The sequence below is a fragment of the Bacillus sp. FSL M7-1020 genome (assembly GCF_038050415.1).
GTDB classification, from domain to species: domain Bacteria; phylum Bacillota; class Bacilli; order Bacillales; family Bacillaceae_G; genus Bacillus_A; species Bacillus_A toyonensis.
This window is the reverse complement of record NZ_JBBOTW010000001.1, coordinates 2,331,407-2,356,557: the sequence shown is the minus strand read 5'-3', so window position 1 is coordinate 2,356,557 and position 25,151 is coordinate 2,331,407. Positions and strand designations below refer to the sequence as shown.

24 protein-coding genes and 1 other annotated feature are annotated in these 25,151 nt (G+C 31.8%); of the genes, 4 read left to right on the top strand and 20 right to left on the bottom strand.

The window, feature by feature from the left end; translation table 11 throughout:
• Positions 1–8: 8 nt before the first annotated feature.
• The 3 genes from MHB70_RS11930 to MHB70_RS11920 all read right to left on the bottom strand — a co-directional run bounded on the left by MHB70_RS11930 (position 9) and on the right by MHB70_RS11920 (position 3,510).
• Entirely contained in the window at positions 9–932 is a 924-nt protein-coding gene (locus MHB70_RS11930; protein ID WP_061529778.1) for a nucleoside hydrolase, read from the bottom strand.
• Positions 933–1,095: 163 nt separating this feature from the next.
• A complete protein-coding gene (locus tag MHB70_RS11925; RefSeq protein WP_001080598.1) occupies positions 1,096–2,457 on the bottom strand; it encodes a glycosyl hydrolase family 8 in 1,362 nt (453 codons plus the stop codon).
• Between the two features lie 138 nt (positions 2,458–2,595).
• The gene (locus tag MHB70_RS11920) at positions 2,596–3,510 is read right to left on the bottom strand and encodes a DMT family transporter (RefSeq protein WP_000932797.1); all 915 of its coding nucleotides are present in this window, start codon (positions 3,508–3,510) and stop codon (positions 2,596–2,598) included.
• A 150-nt stretch (positions 3,511–3,660) separates the two neighbouring features.
• On the opposite strand from MHB70_RS11920, the gene pdxR reads away from it, so the two are divergent.
• Entirely contained in the window at positions 3,661–5,094 is a 1,434-nt protein-coding gene (gene pdxR, locus MHB70_RS11915; protein ID WP_000151000.1) for a MocR-like pyridoxine biosynthesis transcription factor PdxR, read from the top strand.
• 45 nt (positions 5,095–5,139) lie between these two features.
• Here the strand turns inward: pdxR and MHB70_RS11910 are convergent, their stop codons facing one another.
• Complete coding sequence (locus tag MHB70_RS11910) at positions 5,140–5,670, bottom strand: DUF4269 domain-containing protein (RefSeq protein WP_000495195.1); 531 nt, start codon at positions 5,668–5,670, stop codon at positions 5,140–5,142.
• Positions 5,671–5,843: 173 nt separating this feature from the next.
• Here MHB70_RS11910 and MHB70_RS11905 point away from each other — a divergent pair, with 173 nt between their 5' ends.
• Positions 5,844–6,305, top strand: coding sequence for a DUF2306 domain-containing protein (locus tag MHB70_RS11905; protein WP_061529777.1), 462 nt, complete (start codon positions 5,844–5,846; stop codon positions 6,303–6,305).
• Between the two features lie 108 nt (positions 6,306–6,413).
• On the top strand, positions 6,414–6,827 hold the full coding sequence (locus tag MHB70_RS11900) for a DUF4870 domain-containing protein (RefSeq protein ID WP_061529776.1): 414 nt from the start codon (positions 6,414–6,416) through the stop codon (positions 6,825–6,827).
• 133 nt (positions 6,828–6,960) lie between these two features.
• Here MHB70_RS11900 and MHB70_RS11895 read toward each other — a convergent pair whose 3' ends face one another.
• Together MHB70_RS11895 and MHB70_RS11890 are read right to left on the bottom strand one after the other, a co-directional pair.
• Positions 6,961–7,836: a glycerophosphodiester phosphodiesterase gene (locus tag MHB70_RS11895; protein ID WP_000724033.1), complete on the bottom strand. Its 876-nt coding sequence runs from the start codon at positions 7,834–7,836 to the stop codon at positions 6,961–6,963.
• A 46-nt stretch (positions 7,837–7,882) separates the two neighbouring features.
• On the bottom strand, positions 7,883–8,683 hold the full coding sequence (locus MHB70_RS11890; RefSeq protein ID WP_061529775.1) for a GNAT family N-acetyltransferase: 801 nt from the start codon (positions 8,681–8,683) through the stop codon (positions 7,883–7,885).
• Positions 8,684–9,178: 495 nt separating this feature from the next.
• Between MHB70_RS11890 and MHB70_RS11885 the strand changes: the two genes are divergently transcribed.
• The gene (locus MHB70_RS11885; RefSeq protein WP_002038924.1) at positions 9,179–9,889 is read left to right on the top strand and encodes a hypothetical protein; all 711 of its coding nucleotides are present in this window, start codon (positions 9,179–9,181) and stop codon (positions 9,887–9,889) included.
• A gap of 58 nt (positions 9,890–9,947) precedes the next feature.
• On the opposite strand, the gene MHB70_RS11880 is transcribed toward MHB70_RS11885, so the two are convergent.
• From MHB70_RS11880 to MHB70_RS11815, 14 genes are all read right to left on the bottom strand, one after another.
• Positions 9,948–11,243 (bottom strand): MFS transporter, encoded by a 1,296-nt coding sequence (locus tag MHB70_RS11880; protein WP_000533145.1) that lies wholly within the window; start codon positions 11,241–11,243, stop codon positions 9,948–9,950.
• 113 nt (positions 11,244–11,356) lie between these two features.
• A complete protein-coding gene (locus tag MHB70_RS11875; RefSeq protein ID WP_000703296.1) occupies positions 11,357–12,580 on the bottom strand; it encodes a methyltransferase domain-containing protein in 1,224 nt (407 codons plus the stop codon).
• A gap of 345 nt (positions 12,581–12,925) precedes the next feature.
• Positions 12,926–13,351: a DUF4879 domain-containing protein gene (locus MHB70_RS11870; protein ID WP_000472921.1), complete on the bottom strand. Its 426-nt coding sequence runs from the start codon at positions 13,349–13,351 to the stop codon at positions 12,926–12,928.
• Between the two features lie 213 nt (positions 13,352–13,564).
• Positions 13,565–13,990, bottom strand: coding sequence for an ester cyclase (locus MHB70_RS11865; protein ID WP_000801762.1), 426 nt, complete (start codon positions 13,988–13,990; stop codon positions 13,565–13,567).
• A gap of 567 nt (positions 13,991–14,557) precedes the next feature.
• Positions 14,558–14,938, bottom strand: coding sequence for a hypothetical protein (locus tag MHB70_RS11860; protein ID WP_000584988.1), 381 nt, complete (start codon positions 14,936–14,938; stop codon positions 14,558–14,560).
• A 38-nt stretch (positions 14,939–14,976) separates the two neighbouring features.
• Complete coding sequence (locus MHB70_RS11855) at positions 14,977–15,450, bottom strand: helix-turn-helix transcriptional regulator (protein WP_001030626.1); 474 nt, start codon at positions 15,448–15,450, stop codon at positions 14,977–14,979.
• A 243-nt stretch (positions 15,451–15,693) separates the two neighbouring features.
• The gene (locus MHB70_RS11850) at positions 15,694–16,500 is read right to left on the bottom strand and encodes a DegV family protein (protein WP_000831953.1); all 807 of its coding nucleotides are present in this window, start codon (positions 16,498–16,500) and stop codon (positions 15,694–15,696) included.
• A 199-nt stretch (positions 16,501–16,699) separates the two neighbouring features.
• Positions 16,700–17,206, bottom strand: a complete 507-nt coding sequence (locus tag MHB70_RS11845; RefSeq protein ID WP_000576345.1) for a DUF3189 family protein — start codon at positions 17,204–17,206, stop codon at positions 16,700–16,702.
• A 79-nt stretch (positions 17,207–17,285) separates the two neighbouring features.
• A complete protein-coding gene (locus MHB70_RS11840) occupies positions 17,286–17,753 on the bottom strand; it encodes a DUF1453 family protein (protein WP_000353192.1) in 468 nt (155 codons plus the stop codon).
• Positions 17,754–17,960: 207 nt separating this feature from the next.
• Entirely contained in the window at positions 17,961–18,581 is a 621-nt protein-coding gene (locus MHB70_RS11835; protein WP_000275660.1) for a VanZ family protein, read from the bottom strand.
• Positions 18,582–18,736: 155 nt separating this feature from the next.
• The gene (locus MHB70_RS11830; RefSeq protein WP_000598072.1) at positions 18,737–19,762 is read right to left on the bottom strand and encodes a serine hydrolase domain-containing protein; all 1,026 of its coding nucleotides are present in this window, start codon (positions 19,760–19,762) and stop codon (positions 18,737–18,739) included.
• Between the two features lie 110 nt (positions 19,763–19,872).
• Positions 19,873–21,111 (bottom strand): MFS transporter, encoded by a 1,239-nt coding sequence (locus MHB70_RS11825; protein ID WP_000722090.1) that lies wholly within the window; start codon positions 21,109–21,111, stop codon positions 19,873–19,875.
• Between the two features lie 65 nt (positions 21,112–21,176).
• Positions 21,177–21,434, bottom strand: a binding site (T-box leader).
• Between the two features lie 176 nt (positions 21,435–21,610).
• Positions 21,611–23,749 (bottom strand): penicillin-binding protein, encoded by a 2,139-nt coding sequence (locus MHB70_RS11820; RefSeq protein WP_000549377.1) that lies wholly within the window; start codon positions 23,747–23,749, stop codon positions 21,611–21,613.
• A 735-nt stretch (positions 23,750–24,484) separates the two neighbouring features.
• A complete protein-coding gene (locus MHB70_RS11815; protein WP_001110144.1) occupies positions 24,485–25,084 on the bottom strand; it encodes an undecaprenyl-diphosphatase in 600 nt (199 codons plus the stop codon).
• Positions 25,085–25,151: the final 67 nt, after the last annotated feature.

The window sequence follows — 25,151 nt, the reverse complement described above, 5'->3', positions numbered from 1 at the left end:
ACAACAGCTTATAACATGATTTTTATAAAATCTTGAATAAATTTTTGTTCATCTATTTCTAATGCTATACGGGCCCCTTTAGATATTGAGCTAGGGCGAAAATCAGCAAATGTTTGTCCTTTCGTATCTCCGTATGTATCTACATTCACTGTACGATGCGCAAATTCAAAAAAACTTGGGTTAACTAATCCACTTATAGCAACCACATCATGTAGCAAAGGCCCTTCGATAGATGGATTAAGTTTTTGGTATGCAGATAAATAGTAATCATACATCGGTTTCATTATCGTATGAAATGGATTCTTTGAATTAGCTTGGATATAATTAAATACATTTGGAGTTAACACAGCTTTATTTGTTACATTTAAAGGGAATATGAATAAATTCTTTGCTTGCTGAAAAACAATTTTACTTGCTATAGGATCTCCATACACATTTGCCTCTGCTAATGGAGTAACGTTTCCTACTTCTAAAAAGACACCACCCATGAAATATATTCCTTTTACATTTAGTATTAAGTCATTCCATAAATTAAAAGCAATCGCTAATGAAGTAGATCTTCCTACATCAACAATTGTTAAATCTTTTCCATACTTTACAAGAATTGCAGCAATACTACCAAAATTATATATCGGAATAGATAATACGCTTTCTGGAACATGTATGGGCCCTAATCCTTCTAATCCATGAATTTCAGGATAGTACGTTGAAATTTCTTCAGTAAGTGGTTTTGTTGCGCCGCTAATGACAGGAATGTCTTGCCTATTTGCTAACTGTAAAATATACACCGCATTATGTGCAGCATGTATATGCTCAACATTTCCATATCCAGTTACAATACCGACAATTTCAATTTCGGGATGCAGTAAACCATACATAATGGCAAATGAGTCATCAATTCCTGGATCTCCAAAAAATAATACTTTTTCCAAGAAATACTCTCCTTCCATAAAAAAATAAAGCAAACAATAGTTATGTATATGAAAAATGCAAGTATATCTATGCAAATTTTAGAATGGATAATGTGTTACGGGATATTAAAAAGGAACTAGCGCATGCTAATTCCTTCTCCCAGCTAACCATTATCAAATTCTATTATTTATCATATCCTTCATACATTTCATCATTTATTAGATTTTGTGTTTCTTTATCATCAGGTACAGGCTTCCACCAATTTCCCGTAATAAATAGCATCGTTAATAAATTATAACTATCACTAAAATAGCTTTCTCGCTTATTCTTCATCCAATCCCAACCACTATTTACCCACTTTTGATTATTATTACTCGTTATACTTGCAGCAATAAATGGTGAAACGAATACAGCAGTTGAATAACTACCAATATTTGATCCGTTTAATTGATAGCCATCCACAATTTTAGAAGGATTTCCATTCGTCTTATTTTGAATCCATGAAGAGACTTTATCAGAGATGACTTTACTTCTTTTCTCGCCGTACATCGCATAATCCATTACAATTCTTAATGGTACCCGACTAGCATTGTAATAATATGAATTTGTATATTTTGACTCATCTAAGAAATCTTTAGGTGCGGGTTGTGGTGGATTTTTTACAACAAAATCTGAAATAAGCCCTGTATTTGGAGAGTACTTATTATTAAATTGCGTATATACATCGTACAAATTATTAATAACAGTAAGCCAAGTTTTATCACCTGTAAATTCATAAAATGCTCTAAGGTGTGACATCATCCAATCAGATGGCCTCGTATCAAGTGAACTTTTAGAATCCCAATCTCCTAAATTTAGTCGGTTATTATTCGTAACATTACTAGCTTTAATACCTTTTGTAATCATGTTTTGTGCTTCTTTCAAATAATTAACTGATCCATTTGATCCCCACTGCTTATGAGCAAGGAGAAGTGAATATGCAATATCTAAATCTCCATCAGTAGCAGAATCAAAATGTCCTTGTGCTTTTTTATTATCTGCTACAACCCACCCCATTAAATTAGGATTTTGAGAGCTTTTAAAAGTTCTTGCTGTTTTAAATAAACCGTCATAGATTTTTTGGGCATTCGAATCATAACCAGCCATTAATACTGTAATTACCATCCCATACCCTTGTCCCTCTGAAGTTCCAAGTGGCTTAAACCCATCGGCATCACCCGTAATCTCTCCTTTTACATAATAACCACCAGGTAAAGAAGATAAATCATTTTTCAAATATTTCTTTTTCCAATTATCGTAGTAACTTATTACAGAAGCATTTAAGCTTTCCTGTGTAACATGATTCGGTTTTATAACACCTGCATAATTAACTTGCTGAGGAAATGGTTTCATTTCTGTTGCAACAGCTACTTGTTGATTCATGACAGGGATAGAATGTTGTACTGAACTATCCGTTACATTTGCTGCAAAACTAGAATTAGAAACACTAGCTAATCCGATACCTATAATAGAAAGGCATATAAAAATATTTCTTTTTCTATTCATTATGTTGTCATCTCCTTTTAAAATGTTTACTACATAAAATGTAACATACAATATTTAACTGAAATACAAAATATTATATTTATCAACATAAGAAAGAAACTATATCAAAAAGTATCATAAAATCATTATCTAATTAAGTTATATCGATTTATTGTTTACTAGATTCCTATGTTTTTCTTTTCTTACTACTCGTATATGAGCAATCAATATCCCAAGTATAGTAATCCCACCTCCAATTACAGAAATAAAAGTCGGTACTTCACCTAACCATACCCAAGCTATAAAGCACGCAGTGACTGGCGTTAAATATAGAGAACTTGTTGCCTCGGAAGCACCAGCACGAGATATAATATACGCTAAGGCAAGATACGGGAGTACTGTTGGAAATAAGCCTAAATATATAACACTCACATTCACTTCAAGAGGAGCTGCTAGTGTTTCTGTATAAATTCCCGGTAAGAAAATAAGCATACATACAGTGCTAGATAAAATTGTATATATGGTAAATGGCAAAAAGCCGTACTTTTTCAAGTAAGAAGTTTGGAAAACGAAAAATAGGCTTTCTGAAACGGCTGCTAATAATATAAATAATCCTCCACTATTAAATTGAATAGAACCTCCTTGACTAAATGATATGAGAGCAATTCCAATAAAACTAATTACACCACCGATCCAGCCATTTAATTTCATTTTTTCATTCAAAAAAACAGAAGCAAGAATTGCCGTCACTATTGGAGTGACTGAAATTATTAAACTTGCAGATCCAGCATTTACTGTTTTTTCGCCGTAGTTTAATGCAATGTGATAAATAGTAAACCCTAAAGCACCGAATATAAAAATCGCTGGAATGTCTTTCAAATCAGGTAATCGCAGTTTGTATATAAAGGAAAACACAAGAAGTATGAATGAAGCGATTAACAAGCGTAGTAAAGTAAGATGTTCAGGTGTGTATGATTCAAGCCCCATACGAATTGTCGGAAATGCAGTTCCCCATATTAGAATCGTAAAAGCGTGAGCACATATGATTTGTAAATCCCATTTTTTATTAAGCATGTTTTCTCTTCCTCTCCAATAAACCAACCATTTTCAAATTGCCAATTATTTCTTTTCATCATATTTAATAGTTGATACAATGTCTTCAACCAGTTATTTATCGAAAAAACCAACCACTTTTCATTTTTAAATAAACGAGGGAGTTTTTATATGACAATCGATAAAAAGGTGCCCAAATATCGGCAGATAATAGACTATATGAAAGAAAAAATTGAAAACGGAGAATGGCCAATCGGAAGTAAGATTCCTAGCCAGCGGCAGTTAGCAAAGTTATTTCATGTAAATCGGAGTACTGTAATAACTGCGCTAGAAGAGCTTATGGCTGACGGCTTAATTCAAGGGCAAATCGGGGCAGGAACAATTGTTATGAATAATACGTGGTCCTTATTAGCAACGAATCCCCCGCCTAATTGGAGTGAATATGTAAAGGCTGGTATTCATAAACCAAGTAAGGTAATGGTACGTGAAATAAATGAAGCAGAATCAAATAAAACACTTATCCATCTTAGTAAAGGCGAACTTGCCCCGCATCTTTTCCCACTAGAAACGATGCAATCCATTATGAAAAACGTTAGTGAGGAATTAGATTATTTCGGATATGAGGAACAAAAAGGTTTTTTTCCGTTACGTAAAGCAATAAGTAATTACGTAAAATCGTTTGGAATACACGTATCGCCTAACTCTATATTAATCGTCTCCGGTGCATTACAAGCATTACAATTAATATCAATTGGTCTTTTACATAGAAAATCAACCGTTTTACTCGAACAACCTTCTTACTTATATTCACTTCATGTTTTTCAATCAGCAAATATACACCTATCTGGTATAGCGATGGATCAGTACGGGATTTTACCTAGCGATTTATTAACATGCACTAAATATAGTCAAAAGAAAAATATTTTATATTCTATTCCTTGTTTTCAAAATCCAACAGGGATATTAATGTCTGAAAAGCGCCGGAAAGAAATATTAAAAATATGTGAAAAAGAACAGTTACCTATCATCGAAGACGATATTTACCGTGAGTTATGGATTGATGAACCACCTCCAGCTCCTTTAAAATCGATAGATAAACATGGACATGTATTATATGTTGGTAGCCTCTCTAAAACACTAACTCCAGGACTTAGAATTGGATGGATTATCGGACCAGAACCTGTGATTGATAGATTATCAGATATAAAAATGCAAACAGACTATGGATCGAGCTCTTTATCTCAAAGAGTTGCTGCTGAATGGATAAATAAAGGTTTTTATGAAGACCATGTAGCGAACGTAAGAACGCATTTAAAAGAACGAAGAAAAATGATGGTACAAGCTTTACATATGTATTGTGCAGACATAGCAACTTGGGATATTCCTAGTGGTGGATTTTTTATATGGCTAAAGGTTGTACCTAACATTCCGATGAAGAGACTATTTTCAGAGGCACTATCAAAAGGGATTCTTTTAAACCCAGGACGTATTTATGAAGAAGAATCAGATCAATGTATACGTTTATCGTATGGATATGCTTCTCCAGAACAAATAATTACCGGGATAAAATTGTTAAGTGGATTAATCCGTAAGTTAATGATATAACAAAAATCCTCTTTTATTTATAAGAGGATTTTTTGTGTACCTTATTTACCACAAACGCATTTCCTGTCCCAATAAAATAAGTTCTTCATAAGGATCTCCGTCAATTTTTAATACTTGAGCAAAAGCTAGTTCTGTTTTTATCCCTTGTTCTTTTAAGCGAATAATTTCTTCCCTTATATGTGGATTCTGCATTAATATCATGTGCTCAACAATCATATGTTTATATGCATTTTGGCTACGCACTGGCTTAGGTTGGGCAAATAATTCAAATTCAAAACCTTCAAATTTAAAATTCACCTTTATTGATTCAGTATTTTTAATTTTTTTCTTTTTTATTTTGAATCCTTCATAAGAACCATATAAAGATCTCATTTCCTGTTCAAAAACATCAAAGTTATGTACTTCCATTACAATATCTAAGTCAGATTGAAGAGTATCAATTCTTATAGGTATTGTCCCACAAAGAACGGGACTATACAAAGCTAAATCCTCCATTATGTTTAATGTATTCAAAACATCATATACTTTTTGTTGCTTGTCATTCCCTGATTGTAAATATGTAATAGATGTAAACATGGAAGTCTCTCCTTCATTTCACGTAATACGTGACTCACTAAATTCAAGAAAATTTGTCCGTTTAAATTTGTTCTAAGAGTACCTTTATTTCAATATATTAAGACGAATAAACAATATGTTTCAACTTTTCTCCTATACTGCAATACTATAAAAATAAAAAAGGAGGAATTATTATGAGCATTTTCAACATTCTTTTATCCATACACATTTTATTTGGAACAATATGCTTAATTACCGGTATTGTAGCGATGGTTGCTCAAAAGAAGAAAGGTAAACATACAGAATGGGGCGAAATATATCATGCATCTTATGTTGTTATCACCCTTACTGCAATCATATTGTCCATAATAAATTGGGATAAAAGCGCATATTTATTTTATGTAGCAATTTTCTCTTATTCATTTGCGATTTATGGCTATATTGCAGGAAAAAAGCGTTGGGAAAATTGGATTCGCCACCATATTAGAGGCATGTTAGGCTCCTATATCGGTGCCGTTACCGCACTTTTAGTAAACGTCGGAATTCATATTCCTATTATTAATTTACTGCCGCCTATATGGTTTTGGTTTTTACCTACTTTAATCGGTATTCCTCTCGTAGTCAGTGTATCAAAAAAATATAAAAAGCGTAGTTAAAATTAGTTACATTTTGATTACTTTCTAGTTCATTTTTATTCCATGTTTCCTATGATATAATGGGTTGTATTGTTTTTTACCATCTACATTAAATATAGGAGGATTTTGATGATACTATCACAAGATAAAAACATTAAACTAGCGATACATGGAATTACTTTATTATCTTTCTTGGCCTTTTTCCTCTTTGGTAATACACTTTTCTTTATACCGCTCATACTTTATTTCGTTTTCAAATCACAAAGTATAAAAGAAGTGAATCTAGAATCAGCCCTTTTTCAATTTGGAGTATGGCTCGCTGTATTTCTTTGGAACTTCGTAGTAGTCCGTACGCTCATGTTTTCCTTATTACACATTGACTTGAGTACAAATTCCTTGTTTGTTATTTTTGGAACAATTCCACTATATATAATACTTTTAGCTGCTATAATTTTAGGACCAATTAAAGGGATTTTATATGAATTACAAAATAAAGAGTTTCATTATCCTATTGTTTCACGATGGGTGCATAGAACTAAATAAAAAGAATCCAATAAAGTTATTGGATTCTTTTTATTTTCTCTTTTGCATAGTTATTTAAACTTCGGCTCAATGTATTCAATGATATTACCATCATGAAAACAGCCATATATCATTTCCTACCGGGTAATTCTTTTTATTTATGATTTTTTAAATCCAATATTGAATGTAAACGATCCGGATAATTAGTAAACATCCCGTCGACTCCCCATGAAAGTAACTTTTTCATATCTTTTTCATTATCTACTGTAAATGGATGAACTTCTAATCCGTGTTTCTTTATTTTCTTTACGTAAGCTGAATCAATATATTTGTAATTCATACCAAGACCTATGCAGTATGTTTTATACTTTTCTATCTCTAATTCATTTAATTGAACTGACTTTTGATATGATAATAATTGTACTAGTGGGATATTAGCATGTAAACTATGAATCTTTTGCAGACTTTCTTCACTAAAGGATTGAATAATAACTTTATCACTTATTTGGTAGTACTTTATAATTTCTAATAGCTTTTCTTCCATACCCGGATATTCATCTGGTGACTTTGTTTCTATATAATAATTAGCATTATGCCCAAACATTTCTATAATTTCTTTTAACTTTGGAACTTTAGCATTTTCAAATTCTTTCTTTGCTAAATTCGGATATTTTTCATTGAAAAAAGAGCCTACATTTAGTTGCTTCATTTCTTCTAATGTATGTTCTTTTACTAACCCTTTACCGTTTGTTGTACGGTTTACGGTTTCATCATGCATAGCTAGTAAATGTCCGTCTTTTGTCATTTGGAGATCAATTTCTATGTAATCCCCCTTCAATTGTTGGCCTAATTTATATGCTGCTATTGTATGTTCTGGTGCATACGCAGAAGCGCCTCTATGTGCAATATTCTTTATATGATTTGATTGATTAATAGCTTTAGTGTATTTATGTTCGTTTATTTGCCGAAAAACAAAGATACTTATTACTATGAAAAAACAAATGATTGTAATTAGAGATATTTTTTTCATAACGGTATGTTAACTCCTATATTTAAAACAATTTGACTTGTATGATTTACTCAAATAAATGTCGATTTTCAAAAACAGTCATTCGTCCAACAGCTTGAAAGCCCGACTTTTTATAAATATTGATTCCATCAGGTGAAGCTTGTAAAACGCAATAAGTATTTTTTAATTTCTTTGCTTCTTGCAGCAAGAAGTTAAACATAGTAGAACCAAATCCTCGTCCTCTCATCTCTTCTTGAGTTGCTATGTCATAAATACCAATACTATCTTTTGTACAGACCAACGAACCAACAGTTACAACTTCATCTTTATACATACCTAAGTATAGCTTCATATTTTCACTATTCCATAAATCGAAAGAAGAAATTTGATTATAGAATGATTGTACATGTATACCTTCCTCTGATGTACCGAATAGATCAGCTAGCGTTTTTCCAAATCTTTGTATTTGTCCGAGCGAAGATGCTTGTTGAATTGTAAAGCCTACTGGCGTGTCTATTGTTGGAGAAATTGTTTTTAAGTCTGCAACCATCGCAATACTATGTTCTGCTTCTTTTAAACCAAATTTTAATAACTCGCTCTTAATAGTCTGCCCTTGTTCTTCATCCCAAAGCCAAACACACATTGGAAACTTCTTTTGATTATAGTATTCTACCTCCTTATTTAATTGCTTAGCTCTATCTGTTACATTATTGTTAAGTAAAGTAATGATATTAAATGTATCTGCAGGTAAACCACAGTCGACAGCAATGTAATCCTTCGTTTCTTTTACATTCATTCCTTGCACAAGTCTAGCAATATATGAGATTTTAAATGTAAAATTATCTAATAGTAACTGTTTATAATTCATAAATTGTGCTCCTTTCATAAAAATTAGTATCCGAACTCTTTGATTTTAAATATAACACATAAGTTATTTACCTTTTTCTATAAAAATATCTCTTTAATTTATGCGGGATAGCTTAAAAGAATTAAAAATGATATAACGTTGTCGGAATGAAAAAAGTGGTATATAATAAACATTAACATTACTAGTAATTATTTTAGGTATTCCTAGAATAAAGGAGCGATACATATGAAAATTACTATTTATTTCGGAAGTCATGAAGATCAAGATGTACGTACTATGGACTGTCATTTAGATGTAGAAGATACAGAAGAGATTGTTTCTGTATCATAATATAAATAAACGGGATAAACCCTATTCCCTACAGCGTTTAAGACACCTTTTACAGGTGTCTTTTTTGTTGTTTTTTTCATCAAAAACCCTTTACTTTAGAGTGTTTTAATAGTAAAATATACATATACGAACAAATGTTCTTTTACTTTAATTGTACATGAAGGGATGATTTTTACAATGGCTCAAGCAAAGCGCAGAGGAAGAAAAAAGCAAACACCTATTATTTCAAATACAGGCTTTATCGGCTCTGTCTTTATTGATACATTGGAGTTACAAAAGAAATCCTATTATTTCGCTCGTAAAAAACTTCAAATTGTTCATCATGTACTTGATGGTCTATCTGGAGCAATGAGCGCATTATTTAAAGAACATAATATCACTGCATATATGTCATGTGTGTATTTACATAACCAAAAGAAAATCGGCTTTGTTCTTTCAACAAAACCTTTTGAACAAAGTGATGGTGTGTCTTATTTTATAAATTATTTGATCGAAAAGAATTTTTATGGTAACGAAGATGTAGAATACCAAGAAGTATTTAATACAGGTTTTATCGGTGTAGTATTCGCCGATTTATCTAGTATAGATCGCTTTAATTTTGAGTTTGAAATGGGTATGTTAACAAAGTTAATGAAAGATATGATTATTCCCGTTAAAGAACTCTTTTTACGCCATAATGTACCGGCTTATATCTCCACTTCTCATTTAGATGAGCAAAACAAATTAGGTTTCGTACTTTCTGTAAAACCGTATGATGAACGTGCAGAAGCAGATTTATACTTTGAAATGTATTTAAAAGAGCGTGGATTATTTATTGGTGATGAAGAAGATGATATTGATAAGATTGTTATTAGAAAGACAGCTGAATTACGATAAAAAAGCGCAGGATGATGATCCTGCGCTTTTTTATCTGTAACAATATCAAATAGTTACGTTAAACACTATAATCTTTGGAATGAATTTCTAAATTGAACTTATTTGAATAAGCTTTATTCAAAATAAGAAATACTATTCCTCCTGCAATTGGAAGCGTGTAGGCTGGAATATAATTTAATAATAGACCTGATAATGCCAGTGCTATCGGCTGCATCATTTTACCTATACTTAATCCAATACTGAGCACTCTTCCCCTATATTCATCAGGAACTTCTTTTTGCATGAAATAAATTAAAGGAATATCAATTAACGCTATTATTAGCCCGAAAGAGAACATAACAACACAATACGTAATAACGCATACAAAATCATTTGCTTCAAAACTTTTGAATAAAACTGGAATTCCTGAAATAATCATAAAAACTGCCAACATTGAACTTAGCTTTTTCAAAAGATAAGAGTAAGAAAAACGATTAGTTATCTTTTTCACTAAAATTGCACCAATTATCATCCCTACTGGAAAAGTTCCTTGAATGATACCAAATTGCTTCGAACTAAGATTGAGAACTGTGTTAATAATGTATGGTAATGGAACAGTTACAGCAAATCCTAAGAAGAAATTAAGCGAAATTAAAATATGAAACGTATTCTTTAAGCTTTCCCTCTCCATTAAGTAAAAGTATCCCTCTTTTATATCTTTAATAAAATTAATTTCTCTTATTGAACATTCCTCCTTTATATCGTGCCCGAACAATTTAAAGTGAATAAACAGTATGGATATGCCAGAAAGGATAAATGAAATACCGTTTATCATTATAAAAAGTTTTATGTCTACAACAGCAAAAACGATACCACCTAACATAGGACCGAGAATTAAAGATACAGAATCAATAATTTTACTTATAGAATTAATACTCATTAACCTCTCTTTAGAGACGATATTCGGTTTTGCGGATTCTAATCCTATTCCAAAAAACGTTGTAAATACTGTTAAAAGAAAAGTAGTAGTATAAATGATGAATAAGTTTAATCCATAATTACTGCTCAATGTATAAACAGTAATTAATAAGCCTCCACTTAGTAAATCCATACAAACGACCAGTTTCTTTTTATCAACTTTATCTGCGATTACACCTGCAAATGGATTCATAACAATCATTGGAATCGTTCCTAAAATAAGCGTAATTGCGAAATTCCATGCTGATCCGGTTATTTGTAACACATATAATCCTAATGCGAAACTATAAATAGAGCTACCAAATATTGATACTGTTTTCCCAAATGAATAGAGATAAATATTTCTTAGTTCTTGAGTACTTTGCTCATTTTGTGAATGTATTCGTAAACGTCCCATACCTCTTTCCTCCCGTTTAACTTTGTATTACATACAGTGTAAGTTCTCGGGTCAACCCAATATCAATATGCTATTATTAAAAAGTTTTAAAAGAAAAATAAAAGAAGATGGGGTTAACCCCATCTTCTTCCGAAAAATGAATATGTATAAATTTCTTCTCCTTGAACGAAGAAATTTTCGTATTTCCCGCCTCTTTCCAAATAATTAGAAGTTCTTTCATCAATGGTTTGAAACTGTAGTTTTTGAATTTCTCCCTTAACTTTTGAAGAGGTAAAATTCTCTCGTAATCTAATTGATATATGACTATGTATGCTGAAATTTTTAAATAAAATATATGAGCTTAGCATATAACACTCTGGCTTAAAAAGTGGATTTAATTCATGCAACAAAAAGTTTTTATGCTCAAAACTATAATTACTTGTACCAGACTGATCAATGACAATATCAGCAGAATAATTCTGAAGAGGTATGTTTAAAAAGTCGGCACAGATAAATAGAATGTTTCTTTTCGGGTTTCTTCTTTCAATTACATCTTTTAAAAATAAAAGTTTATTCAAATCTCGATCAACAGCAATATATAGGCAATTTCCTGGTAGTTCCTCATAAATATTTCGTAAAAAGAACCCAATACCAGATCCTAAATCAAGTAGTATTTTTTCATTTAAATCTAGTTGCATTAGTTTCTTTTTCGCCCATTCCCCTCCTCTTTGAACATTTTCCAAAAAAGCAGTATCAGTTTCATGGATATAATCCGAAATAGAATCTTCAAGTGATGTCTTTTCATATGCTTTACATGAGTTTCCCGCTGTTAAAACCCCTGAAATAATCGCGTATTCTTCACCACAATTACAAATTAACTTTCCCTCAACAATTTGATTCTTATTGATAATGCCATCTTCAAGAATCAAATTTCCGTTACACTTAAAACACTTAAATACATTAAGTACGTTTAAATCTATCCCTAAAATTGAATTCGAAATTTTAGTTTTTATAGATAAATTATTTAACGCTTTCTTTAATTTATCTTTTTGTTCCTCTAAATTTTTTATTTCCTGTTCAATCTTTTCATATTTCAATTTAAATAAAGATTGATAAAAAGTATTTTTTTCGTAATCTATAGATTTCCCTAAATTTTTATAAAGAAAAAGATCTTTAATTTCATTTAAGCTAAATCCTAGCCTTTTGTACTCTAAAATAAGTTCCATATCTTTTTGACAATACTCATCAAAAAAATAGTGCCCACCTTTCTTTTCAGGAATAATGAGACCGAGGTCTATATAATGTCTAATCGTATCTACACTTACAGTATTTACTTCTGCAAACTTACTGATTTTCATACTATCACTACCATTTATATATTTGTTTATACATACTTCTTTATTATTTTAAAAAATCCTTTCATCTCCCTATACAAAATTATTTATGGTATGAAAAAGATGTAATTCATTTTAGGGTTCCGTCACATACTCATCCAGCTAAGCTTATATAAGTTTAGCTATTCTTTTTTAATCTTGAATTTTGGCGTAAGTACTACAGTCTTTTTCTGTTCTCATTGAATTGGAATATGCAAGGTTACGTACTTTAACTATAGAGGACTTGTACTACCCGTTCCTATCAATTTCATAGACGTTTAGGATGTTGTTTTATGGGAAGTGTTCTTGCTGTGCGAACGTTTTCAAAAATTATTGAATATAAATTGACGTACGCATTGTATTAAATGGTGCGTTTATAGATGTTTTTTGGTATTCAAATGTTCCTTGTTGATGTCCAGACGCATCCCATTTGTAATACCAGCCAACGATTGGTTTTCCGCCGATTATTGTGGATCCAATACTTTTTACATTAGAACCATTCATTTTAGTAAATGGATTTTGACCGTATCCCATCTCTTTCGTTGTAATATATAAGTATTTTCCCCCGTGGTTACGTGTTGTGCTAAAGCTGTTTTGGTTAATTGTTTCTACTCCGCCCAGCTCAGACTCTACTTGTACGACGTTTAGTGAAGTAAGTGGAGCTGCAGGTCCAGCCGAAGCTTCTGTTGCCATTCCTAACCCAACGAACGCTGTGATTGCTAACGATGAAATCCCTAGTGCTGCTTTTTTAAACATAAAAAACATCCCCTTCCATCTATTGTTTTCTCTTTCATTGCCAATATAATCCTAATAATCTTATATGTAAATAGATTGTAACTGTATAAATATTAGTGCGAATATTCTATTATATGTTTCTACAATTCTATTACTTAGTATCCTTTATGTAATAGAAATACTCGTTTTAAAAATCTTGTTTTTGTGCTTTTTACTATTATTCTTAAAGATAATTTATTGAATGTTCTTATTGTACTCTAATTGATTTTGAATTCCTGATCTATCAATTTGAATCCAATACTCTGAAATTTTCCCGTTTTCAATTCTATATACCGCACTTGCTATTTGAGTTATAGGGAGGCCTGTAGGTTCGTATCCATCTATTTCTCCTATGTGTGTACCTACTTGCTTCCAGCGTACATATACTTTACTATCTTGTACTAATAATTCTTGAATTTCTAAAGAGAAATTTCCATATACTTCTATCATCTCTCTTACATGCTCAGCATAATCTTTTGGCGATCTGTATACTGTTTGTTCCTCTTCAGATATAACTTGATGTGCCAATACTTTATCTGCCATATATCGATTTGAAAAGTCTGGATTATTCCCTGAACGCACTTCTTTGAAGAAATTTCTAACAATTAGTTCTGGTTTCATTAAACATCCCCCTTAAAAATAAATCCAATACTAATATCACCTGAATGTATTAGATAAGTGTTATATTACTCATTCTCACTCTTTCTCAATAAGCATGTCAAGTTTGTAGTGTTGGCATGCAAATTGTAAACTCGCTTATGCTTTGTATTCTTCCGTTCATTCTTGAAAATTTCTAACAACTCGTATTTACCATATTTTATATCCCATATTCCTAAGCTTCTTTATTCTAGAATGTTTTTACTACACTATTTATTTTTTCTTTTTCCCTTGCAGGAACAACTGTGATAACATTACCTTTATCATTTAAAGTCAGAGGGTGTAGAAATTACAGATAGCTATCGATATGCTACCTACTACGTACTGGATGAAATCAAACGTTTATGTGCAATCCAGCTAATAGGGAAATGATTCATGTGAAAAAGGAGATGCTATAGGTACTATAGCATCTCCTTTTTATGTACTGATTCATAAAGAAAGACAGCGATTCTTCCTCTACCTTTGTTGTGCTATCTTTTTTGGATTAAGTCACCATGTAGCAGTAAATAAAAATGAGCTTAGTTTAAAAAACTAGTTGATATACATGGAATCAGGTACAGACATTAAAACATAAAAAAGGTCTCCTACTATTCCACTAGTAAAAATAATAAATCCCATATTACGTATTCCTTTAATTTTTGACCGTAATCCAATGATTCCAGCTAATAGCCCAGTTAAAGAAAATAGAATCCAGTATAATTCTGTAGGAATATCAAGAAGTTTATTCTCAGAAATCCCCATTCCCCAAAAAATAAAAGGCAGTACGACAAAGGAAAGGCTAAGTAATCCTAGTATACTTACGAGTAAGTTACGATGTTTAATCCCATTAATAATTAAATACAATCCTCCAAAAAATCCGCATAACACGAGATAAGGCATATAGTAGATCCAAAGTAAACTCAAAATGATCATATGTAATTCCCTCCAATTTTTCTGCATTCTCTATAATTTTAAGGGGTTATTTGACTGTCTGAATTCGTTGCTAATTGATTCATTTGATTTAGCGCTTCTTCTAAATCAAATGAATTAAACCAACGGTAATCCTGTTTGTCTAAAATACGATAATGCTGACTAATCAGATTTTGTTGTAAACGAAAGTTCCCTTTTTCTTGAATCTGTTTCCACCAGACTTTTCCTCCCAATGTTTTTTCTTTGAAATTGCTAGTGCTACTGTGGGCCATTGTTTCGATTACTACTAATGGATCATCCCCAAGAGCATTCTGTAAAACTTCACTATCTCTAAACAATGCACAAATAGCAATGGTGTTGGTCCAGCCTGCATTCGTTCTCCCTTTCTCAATTTGAACAAGCGTTTTTTTGGATATCCCGAGAATTTCAGCCATTTTATCTTGCGTATATCTTTTTTCAGTACGTATTAACTTTATTTTCGTTGAAATGAGTTCAATTGTATGATCTTTATTCACTTTCTCTCCTCCAAAAGTAACTAATGTTTTATTTAGTGTAATTTTACACTAAAATAATCCCGTTTTCAACTCGATCCTCCCTAAATCTTGTAAGAAATAATCGGATAAGCCATAAAAGAGCATTCCACAGTTTTCTATGAGGTATTGAGGAATTATCGATTTCTAAGCTCGATGGAGATTTGGCAGGGGTCCATTTCATTTTAATTAAATAAAAAACCCGTGAATCATTCACGGGTTTTTTATTTAATAACTAATTGCTATTGTTCCCTCACCTGCATGAACAGCAAATGAAATCGGTAATGGATATAGTTTGAAGTCCATTTCAGGGAATGCTTGTCTTATATCTGAAATCCATTCTTCAGCTCCATCTTTGTCATTAGCATGGAACATATGAAGTACTTTAGGTAATTCTTTTTCAAGCTCATTTTTAATATATTCTCGACATTTTTGGATTTTACGAACTTTCTTTTCAAGTAAAAGTTCGCCGCCTTTTACTTCTAATATTAAGTTGACACTTAATAAACTTCCAAGTAAAAATTGAACTCCCTTTACACGTCCACTTGCATACAAACCTTTTAAGCTCTTTGGAAATACATGAAAAGGTCTTCTTTTTTCATCTACTAATGTTTTGTGTATATCTTGTAAAGTCATACCATCATTGTATAACAATTTCGCTTTTCTAATTAGTTCATCCATTGGATAACTTGTCGTTTCACTGTCTAATACCGTTAATGGGAACCCAGCCATTTCTGCAGCTAATTTCATGTTTTGATAGGTTCCACTTACTTTTCCGCTAATAGCAACTGCAAATCCTTCTTCATATTCTTCTTTGCATTTCGTAAATAACTCTACCATTTCCCCAATGTTAGGTTGTGATGTAGTGACTGTCTTACCTTCGTTTAACGCATTATAAACACGTTCACGTACACCTTCTTCACAATCTTTGTACGACACACCATCAATAATAACCTCGATTGGGATAACAAAGTTATCTCCTTCTGTTGTAAAACTCGCAGTTGTACTATCAGTAATCCAAGCAACACGCTTCATGTTGTTCCTCCCTTAATTCAATTCCTCTTTTCTAATTTTTCTATATATTTATGCTATGAAAAGAGAATATCCCTGTAATAGTAACAGGACTTTATTGTTTTGGCTATAGTAGATGAAAATTAAATGTGACTATTTCTTGTCTGTTTCACCAATAAAAAAAGAAAATCGGAGCATATGTCCGATTTTCTTCTTCCATACATTATTTAAAATTTTCATTATCTAAAATTACAACATAATCATTCGTCAATCGCCCAGCTTCTTTCGTATAACTGACAAGCCTTTGTATGTTATCACAACAAATTTTTGCTCCCCATACGAGTAAGGGTACGCCGATAAAATCGATATGAAACCTCCTAGAAAACAGACCACCAAAAGTCATTGGTAAAGGCACTGTTGGTGATGTATTAGAAAAAATAATCTTTTCATGGCTTTCATAATGTTTTTGTAGAATCTCTCCTAAATGCTTCATCGCAGGTACAACGACTTTTGATGCGCCGCATCCAATCGTATATACAGGATTGCCATTTTCGTCTAATCCATGAAAAATAATTTTCCCCATATCTTCTGTTTTTAATTTATTGAAGTACTCTACATTTAATATTTCTTCTTTCGTTAACTTCCGATCAGTTGGTAATTTATTTAAATGATACGCTGCAGCTAGTGAAGTTGTATGTGTACCACCGAAGTCTGTGTAAATGAATATCATATTATCATCCCTTGTTGTAAATGTTCAATGTTATTTAGTATTACCGTTCATAGCATTGTTAAACAAGGGAAGAATGAAATTACGCTTTTTGTGTTAAATCATTATATTTTTTCCAAATATAATATCTTCTACTGATTACAGTACCTAATGTGATACATAAAAAGGCATTCGTTACAATCGTTAATGTTTGATGCGTACTGCCAGAAAACATACTCTGCTTAATCACAACTTTTGCACCTAAAATAACAAGTAGAATAATTGTACTTAACCAATTTCCCTTTCGTAATACATGACCTGTTTCACTATCTAATCGAAATGTTAATGCTTTTCCCCTAATAACCCCAAGACCCAATCCAATACCGAGCATTGCAACAAATAGTAGTACTTGTAATATATTTAATTGTCCCATATGAATAATGGACTGGATTGTTACGAAGCACAGCAAAGCCGGAATGATCCAAATACGATTAATATTCACTTTATATTCCTTACTTTGCATTAATATAATTATAAGAATAACAAGTAGAATAACAAATAGAATATCCATTAAGAGTCCTCCTATATACTTGTTTGCCTTTGAAAATTATATTCGCCTCTTTTCATCCCATACTTGAAATACGATAGCTACTTTAAAGTGTATAATGTGGAATGTAATTTCCCATCAATCTTACTCATTAGTTATAAAAATAAAAAGACATACTTATTACTCGTACGTCTTTATTATTACATTCATAAACTCGTTTAACCTTTATCATTACTTAACATCTTTAGAACTAGTTTTATCTACTACTTGCATGTTAAATGTAGCAGCTAGCTTTAAAGTGATTTTATAAATAAAATAACCAACAATAGAACCTAGAACGTTACAGATCACATCATCAATATCAGTAATACGTGCCCATCCACTAAATAAAGACTCAATTAGTTGTAATAATTCAATACTAACTGATATGGTAAATCCTAATAAAATAGTATTTTTAATCTTTTTATATGTATCCCATATAATTGGTGCTAAAAAACCTAAAGGTATTAATAATAAAACGTTCCCACCAACATTTCTTACGATTAGACCGATCATAAATAGGACATCACCATCATAAGCACTTCCTATTTGACCAATATCCTTAAAAATTGATGCAAAGGGAATAATATTAACTGAACGACTAAGATTTTCAGCACTAGAAGGAAAACCAATTGGTAAAGGAAATAAAGTTACGGCAACAACCATACAAATGTATACTACGAATAGAAAACGAATTAATTCTTTCCACCAATTTACATGTTTTTTATTTTTCATCCCAATTAAAATACTTCGTACAATTAAATAGGAGATGACTCCAAAAACAATAAACATACTACCGTTTAATATATACAAATTTTTCCCGCCTCTTTAATATTACATATAAATATCGATATACAATCATAAAACAGTGTTAATCAATTACAGAAAGTCTTCATTTAATAATTAAAATGAAGACTTATACAGAGTACATTTCAAGGCAGATGCAATTATGAACTCTTTTAACTTTTTCAAAAATATTTTTCTAGTTCTTTCATTAATTTTTCAGGTCCTGCTCCTTTATTCGAAGGAATAACTAATGTAATTCCTAAGTCTGGATAAACAGCCGAGCGAAAACTAACACCTGGATCATAGCCCATTATATGATATTTAAAAATATTATTTTGTCTTGTTTCAATCCATATTCCATAGCCGTAAAACTGATTATTATTTACTTGAATGTGAGGAATTAAAAGTAAATTAGTATATTCTTGGCTTAATATTTCATAGTTAAATAATGCTTCCCAGAACTTAAGCATGTCTGGTGCGGTAATATAAGCACCGCCATCAGAACCACCTTTTATCGGTATGGAATATGCATTTGTTCTCCATTTTTGGCTATTTACATCTTTTATATATCCAAGAGCGGTGTGCTTTGGTAATGTATCTAAAGAGAAATAGCCGGAATCATTCATGCCAATTGGATTCAATATTTTTTGCTCTATATATTCCGCAAACTCAAGTCCTGTTTGCTCTTCTATTATTAATCCAAGTAAGATAAAGCCTGCATTGTTGTAGTGAAACTTACTTCCTGGTGCAAACATCATATTATTGTTTTGAAATAATGGTAAAAAGTCTTTTAAACTTTTTAAAAGGTACATAGGTGTTTGCTTCCAAAGATCCTCAAAGTTATCCATTATACTTTCGTCAAAATAATCTGGAATACCAGAACTATGTGTTAAAAGTTGGTGTATTGTAATATCATCATTGAAGTTTGGAAATTTAATATGTAGACAATCTTTTAACTTTGTATGAAAAGTAATTACACCTTTTTCAACAAGTTGACAGATGCCGATTGCAGTGAATAATTTACATCCTGAAGCAATTCCGAATTTTGTTTGTAGTGTATTGTTTATACATTCACTTCTATTTGCGTAACCAAACGCCTCTTCATAGATTAAGTTTTTTTCTTTTTTCACTAAAACTACCCCAGAGAAATCTATATTCCGATACATCTCTTTTACAATTTTGTCTATTTCCCCTTTTGTTTTTATCACGACAACCACCCTTGTCTTTCCTTATTGTTCTTTCCCCTTATTATTTTTCCATATAAAGGGGAAAGAACCCTTTAATTGAATACGATAAATTATTAATAAGAACACAAAATTCATTTCGAATTTATTGATTCATCGGAACCCCACTTAAATTGTGATGGTAATAAAGTAAATACACACAATACGATAGTTATAAACAGCATTCCTAATGTTCCTACAATGACTACAAGTTGTATAGAAATGAATTGCGTTGCAACAGCGGACAATATTGTAATAAAAATTGTTACTACTGCAATAAAGAGCCCATATATACTCCCAATCCGTCCCATCATATGAACAGGAACGTTATTTTGGTAAAATGTATAATACCCTGTATTTGCATATGCCATAGAGAAAGATAAAATAAGAAATCCGGTAGCAGCTATTAAAAATCCACTTGAAAAAGCGTAGATTAAATATCCGAGTGCGATGAATAATGATCCTATCCCAATTAGAAATGAAGGTGCTAATCTTTTTGATAAAATTGTATTTGTTATGGCGCCTAAAATACAGCCCGCTCCACCAATACTTACTAAAAAGCCATACTCACTATCTGTTAACAATAAAATTTCTTTCGCAAATGATAATTCAAGTGAATCAGTTGCGGTAGCTAGTACCATCATTCCTTGGAATAAGAAGTACACACATACGACATACACATGTTTTTTACTAAAATTTATAACAGTGTTCCAATCTTTTTTTAATAGTGAAATAGATATTGTATTACTAGGTGAATGAGAATCTTCTTTTTTATCAAGATTAGGTAAAAGTAGTGTAATTAATCCTGATAAGAGAAATGCTATAGTATTCATATATATAGTAAACTCTGGTGTACTCACTATTAATAAAGCTCCCGCTACCGCCGGACCAATTAAAAATGCACCGGATGATATTAAGCTACGTAGTGAATTGAAACGTTGTCTTTGCTCTACTGGAATTAATTTCGTCATATACGTCATAGTAGTCGGCTCATAAATCGCGCTGGCCATACTTATAAAGAATACGAATACATAAACAATCCAAAGTGATGGAAGTACAGGTAACATAGCAATACATATTGCACGATATATATCAAGGTGTATCATTAATTTTCGTTTATTTAAACGATCAATCATACTTCCTGACCAAGCGTTTGTAAATAAAGCGGCTAGTGGCTTAATTACATATAAAGTAGCAACAGCTAAGGCTGAGCCACCCATATTATAGACAAGTACATTCAGTGCTATCAAGTAAATCCATGCACCTAAATTCGCAATACCAACTCCGGACAGTAGTAATAAAGGATATTTCCAATCTTTAAGTATTTTTTTCACTTTAGGTCCCCGCTTTCCATATTGTTTTAAAACAATAAAAAAATCCCACCCCCAAGACTTATAGTCTTAGGGACGAGATTTATCATCGCGGTGCCACCCTAGTTTATTAATATGTCGCCATATTAAACTTATCAGGTACTGCATTGTTTTCATGCTTATACCGTAGCTCTATAACGGGAGCTCCCGTCACACCATCCTCTTATAAAAGATTCCGATGTACTGCTCAGAGGCTTGGTTCAATAAAGAATTTTTGCTCCTTTTCAGCTTTATGGAGCTCTCTGTGAAAAATTCATTTTATTTACTCTTCTCTTCACTGCATTTGATTTTTTCCATATTATCACATATATATTTAACTGTAAATAATAAATAATTACATATTTCAAGTTATGCCAATGTTAACAGTCTTATTTATTATTTTTTCTAAAAATTACGGTGCGTGAAATTACTAGAATCTCTAAAAAAAGAGCCTCTTATATATAGGCCCTTCACAATGTCCAAATTAATTCGTATTTGCCTCTACTAACGGTTGTAGCGGTGGTTCTAATTCTAGTTTTAACGTATCACCTTCTTGTAAATCTTTCCCTTTTTCAATACTTTGATTTGTTACATAACCCGTCCCTGAAGTTTTTAAATCTAATTTCAAAAGCTTAGAGAAATACATAACATCACGCATGGACCAACCTTTTATATTTGGCATTTTTGCGTTATTTCCTAATAGAAATATACGATCTCCTTCACTCATTACCTCACCAGACTGTGGGTATTGTTTTATTATTTTTCCTTCTCCTAAAATAACCGGCTGTAGCTTCTCTTTTTCTGCACTTTTTTCTACTGTCCCCATGGATTGATTCACATAACTTTGTACTTTTAATTGAGATTGCTTCGTTGCATCGACAATTTGTTTTTCTGTATATGGTTTCACCTTTAAATATTCTAAACTATTTTTTATAACTGGTTTAAATATTTCAGCAAGAGGCTGAGCTCCATACTCGTCTCCCTTTAATTTTGGCTGCTTAATAGCTAAGTATACGATTAACTCTGGGTCATCAATTGGAGCCATTCCTAAAAATGAAAAAATATAATTTTCTTTCCCTTCCATATATCGTCCATTTTCAGGGTTCGGAATTTGGGCTGTTCCTGTCTTACCCCCAATTGGATAACCATCCACTTTATACATTGTACCAGTTCCTTTTGAAGACGTAATAACGCGCTCCATTAAGCTTCTTACCTTGTCCGCTGTCTCTTTTTTTATCGGATTCCCAATTTCTTTCGGTTGATTTTCCATAATAACTTGTTTGTTTGTTGGATTTACAACTTTATCAACGATATATGGTTGCATCATTTTCCCGTCATTTGCTATTGCCGTAGCGGCTTGTATTAATTGAATAGGAGTGACAGTGGAACCTTGCCCGAAAGAAGTTGTAACTTGTTGGATTTGTGTGTTTAATAATAATGTATTTTTACTTTCTCCGGGTAAATCTATTCCTGTTTTTTGATTGAAACCAAATTTATTCATATATTGCTTAAATTTATTGGGTTTTAATAACTGATCTTCTAAAATAGAAAAAGCTACATTTGACGATCTTTCAAAGCCTTCATCAAATGTAATTGAGCCCCATCCAAATCCACCATTATGATCCTTTATATCTGTTGAACCAACCGAATATTTTCCTGATTGAAAATATTCTTTCCCGTTATATACACCTTCATTAATAGCAGCAGCTAACGTAAACACTTTCATTGTTGAACCTGGTTCATATGCGTTTGCAATTGGATCATTTAAAAAGTATTCGATATCGCCTTTATTAGGATTATAACTAGGCTTACTAGACATCGCTAAAACCTTACCAGTTTTTGGATTTGCAATAATTCCTATTAACATAGAAGGATCATAGTGTTGTTGTGCTTTGTTCATCGCTTCTTCTAAAAAACTATTAATTTGCTTATCAAGCGTAAGATATACGTTATTTCCATGTTTAGCAGGTTCTACTTTACCTATGTCATTTGTAAGTGGGATACCTTTTCGTGTTCCTACATATTCTATATTCCCGTTCGTAGAGCGCAAATATTTATCCAAACTTTTTTCAAGTCCAAATTTCCCTTCCGTATTTCCTTTATCATCTGGTCTAGCAAAACCAAGTATATAGGATGCAAAATCTTCATTTGGATACACTCTTGCTTTTTCAGGCATAAAAGATACACCCGGTATTTTTAATTTCCTAATTTTCTCCTTCGTTTCTCTAGATAAGTTCCGACCAATTTTTCCAATTTCAACTTGTGTGCGTCCTTCATGAAAATTTTTTATTACTTCCTCTTTATCAATTTCAAGTACATCAGCTAATTGTTGTGCCGTTTCATCACTATTTTTCACTTTATCTTTTCCTTTTAAATTCACAACAACTCGATACGTTGCGGAATCTTGTACTAGTACCTTTCCAGTTTGGTCATAAATTGTGCCACGGTTTGCTTCTAATACTCCATTTTTATTATGTTGTTCATTCGCGAGATCTTTTACATCCACATTATGCACGACTCCTACTGCTTGTATATAGAATATACGCAAAAGCATAGTAAGAAACAAAACAATAAAAGCAACCATCATATAACGAGCACCTTTATTCGTTTGAAGTTTATGCATATTTATCTCCTTTCATTTGTAATTGATTCCTGCGAAGATGCGCTTTAAAATATGTAGTTTTTGTTTTATTTTCGATACTATATGTTTCGAAGTTTTCTGTTTAATCCCTTTAAAACAAAACCAACTATTATTATTTTGGGTTTAATTTTATTCATTTATAGTACGGTATGTGAAATTAATGAATATTCAAATAAAAATACTTTTTTTAAAGTTAGCTTTCCTTTATCGTGTAAAGAGAGACTAAAAACCTTTATTTGCTATATAGATAAGTAATTTCTTCAAGTGTTTAACATGAATATTATAATTGGAAAAATAAGGTTGTCTAATGATAGTATTATTACAATAGATTTTTAAACGCGTCGGGAGGTGTTGTTTTGGAGAAGGAAGTAAAGAGCGAAGTAATTAAAATTATAGCCGTGACTGTTGTAGGTGTAATCCTTATATTATCGATACCGTATCTTTTTAACTATTTTTCGTAACCTGGCTGTTATTATATATAATGTAAAGCTCTCCTAAATAAAAAAATTTGAGATTACCGATAATAATGTTATTATTACACCCCCTACTGTACTCATATTTCCTACATTATTTACTCTAACTACTTGTTGACAATCATCAGTTTTTTCTACATTTCATTTCCAATACCATTCTTTTATTCAATAAAAAAAGTTCCCCCTATTGATACCCAAGGTGGGAACTTTTTTAAACCAAACTTATAAATAGTAGATTTTAACCCTAAGCTATATGGTTATATTTTGCTAAAAAAGGAATTCGTTTTGCTACCAACGCATACATTTTGAAAACGATTTTTGCGATTGGTTCAAATATTCGTTTATTCTGCAACAACAAGCTGCTTGTTATAATTGTTATTACAGCGGCACCAATTACATCTAACGGGAAATGAACACCTACATACAAACGTGATATGCCAACTAATACCGCCCAAATAAGCGCTATATATTTAAGTTTTTCTCCTCTAAGCATAAAGACGAACGCAATCGAAAATACAAGTACAGAATGATCGCTAACGAATGATGAATTTTCTGCATGTGGTACTAATTGATGCACATCATGTGCTATAAACGGACGCGGATGGTAATATACCGCATGAATGAAAACATTTACTAATAATGCAATCATTACAGAAAGTGTCGTATATAACACTGTGTATTGTTTTCTTATCGCTTTCTCTTTTTTTCCATTATGAAACCATAAGATAAACATAAATAGAATCGCCACATATGCAGCACTATTTGTAATAACAATCATTACCTTATCTAATAGTGTAGATGTACCAGCTAAATTGTTTATCCATTGAAATACTGTGTAATTCACGTTACTCTCTCCTTAATTTTTCTCATCGTACTTAAAATAAAGATACGAGTTTACTTGATTTACACAG

Bases quoted from the DNA above. Each gene is read 5' to 3' on its own strand.
- MHB70_RS11925 (WP_001080598.1), bottom strand. From the start codon at position 2,457: ATGAATAGAAAAAGAAATATTTTTATATGCCTTTCTATTATAGGTATC.
- MHB70_RS11920 (WP_000932797.1), bottom strand. From the start codon at position 3,510: ATGCTTAATAAAAAATGGGATTTACAAATCATATGTGCTCACGCTTTT.
- pdxR (WP_000151000.1), top strand. From the start codon at position 3,661: ATGACAATCGATAAAAAGGTGCCCAAATATCGGCAGATAATAGACTAT.
- MHB70_RS11910 (WP_000495195.1), bottom strand. From the start codon at position 5,670: ATGTTTACATCTATTACATATTTACAATCAGGGAATGACAAGCAACAA.
- MHB70_RS11905 (WP_061529777.1), top strand. From the start codon at position 5,844: ATGAGCATTTTCAACATTCTTTTATCCATACACATTTTATTTGGAACA.
- MHB70_RS11900 (WP_061529776.1), top strand. From the start codon at position 6,414: ATGATACTATCACAAGATAAAAACATTAAACTAGCGATACATGGAATT.
- MHB70_RS11895 (WP_000724033.1), bottom strand. From the start codon at position 7,836: ATGAAAAAAATATCTCTAATTACAATCATTTGTTTTTTCATAGTAATA.
- MHB70_RS11890 (WP_061529775.1), bottom strand. From the start codon at position 8,683: ATGAATTATAAACAGTTACTATTAGATAATTTTACATTTAAAATCTCA.
- MHB70_RS11885 (WP_002038924.1), top strand. From the start codon at position 9,179: ATGATTTTTACAATGGCTCAAGCAAAGCGCAGAGGAAGAAAAAAGCAA.
- MHB70_RS11880 (WP_000533145.1), bottom strand. From the start codon at position 11,243: ATGGGACGTTTACGAATACATTCACAAAATGAGCAAAGTACTCAAGAA.
- MHB70_RS11875 (WP_000703296.1), bottom strand. From the start codon at position 12,580: ATGAAAATCAGTAAGTTTGCAGAAGTAAATACTGTAAGTGTAGATACG.
- MHB70_RS11870 (WP_000472921.1), bottom strand. From the start codon at position 13,351: ATGTTTAAAAAAGCAGCACTAGGGATTTCATCGTTAGCAATCACAGCG.
- MHB70_RS11865 (WP_000801762.1), bottom strand. From the start codon at position 13,990: ATGAAACCAGAACTAATTGTTAGAAATTTCTTCAAAGAAGTGCGTTCA.
- MHB70_RS11860 (WP_000584988.1), bottom strand. From the start codon at position 14,938: ATGATCATTTTGAGTTTACTTTGGATCTACTATATGCCTTATCTCGTG.
- MHB70_RS11850 (WP_000831953.1), bottom strand. From the start codon at position 16,500: ATGAAGCGTGTTGCTTGGATTACTGATAGTACAACTGCGAGTTTTACA.
- MHB70_RS11845 (WP_000576345.1), bottom strand. From the start codon at position 17,206: ATGATATTCATTTACACAGACTTCGGTGGTACACATACAACTTCACTA.
- MHB70_RS11840 (WP_000353192.1), bottom strand. From the start codon at position 17,753: ATGGATATTCTATTTGTTATTCTACTTGTTATTCTTATAATTATATTA.
- MHB70_RS11820 (WP_000549377.1), bottom strand. From the start codon at position 23,749: ATGCATAAACTTCAAACGAATAAAGGTGCTCGTTATATGATGGTTGCT.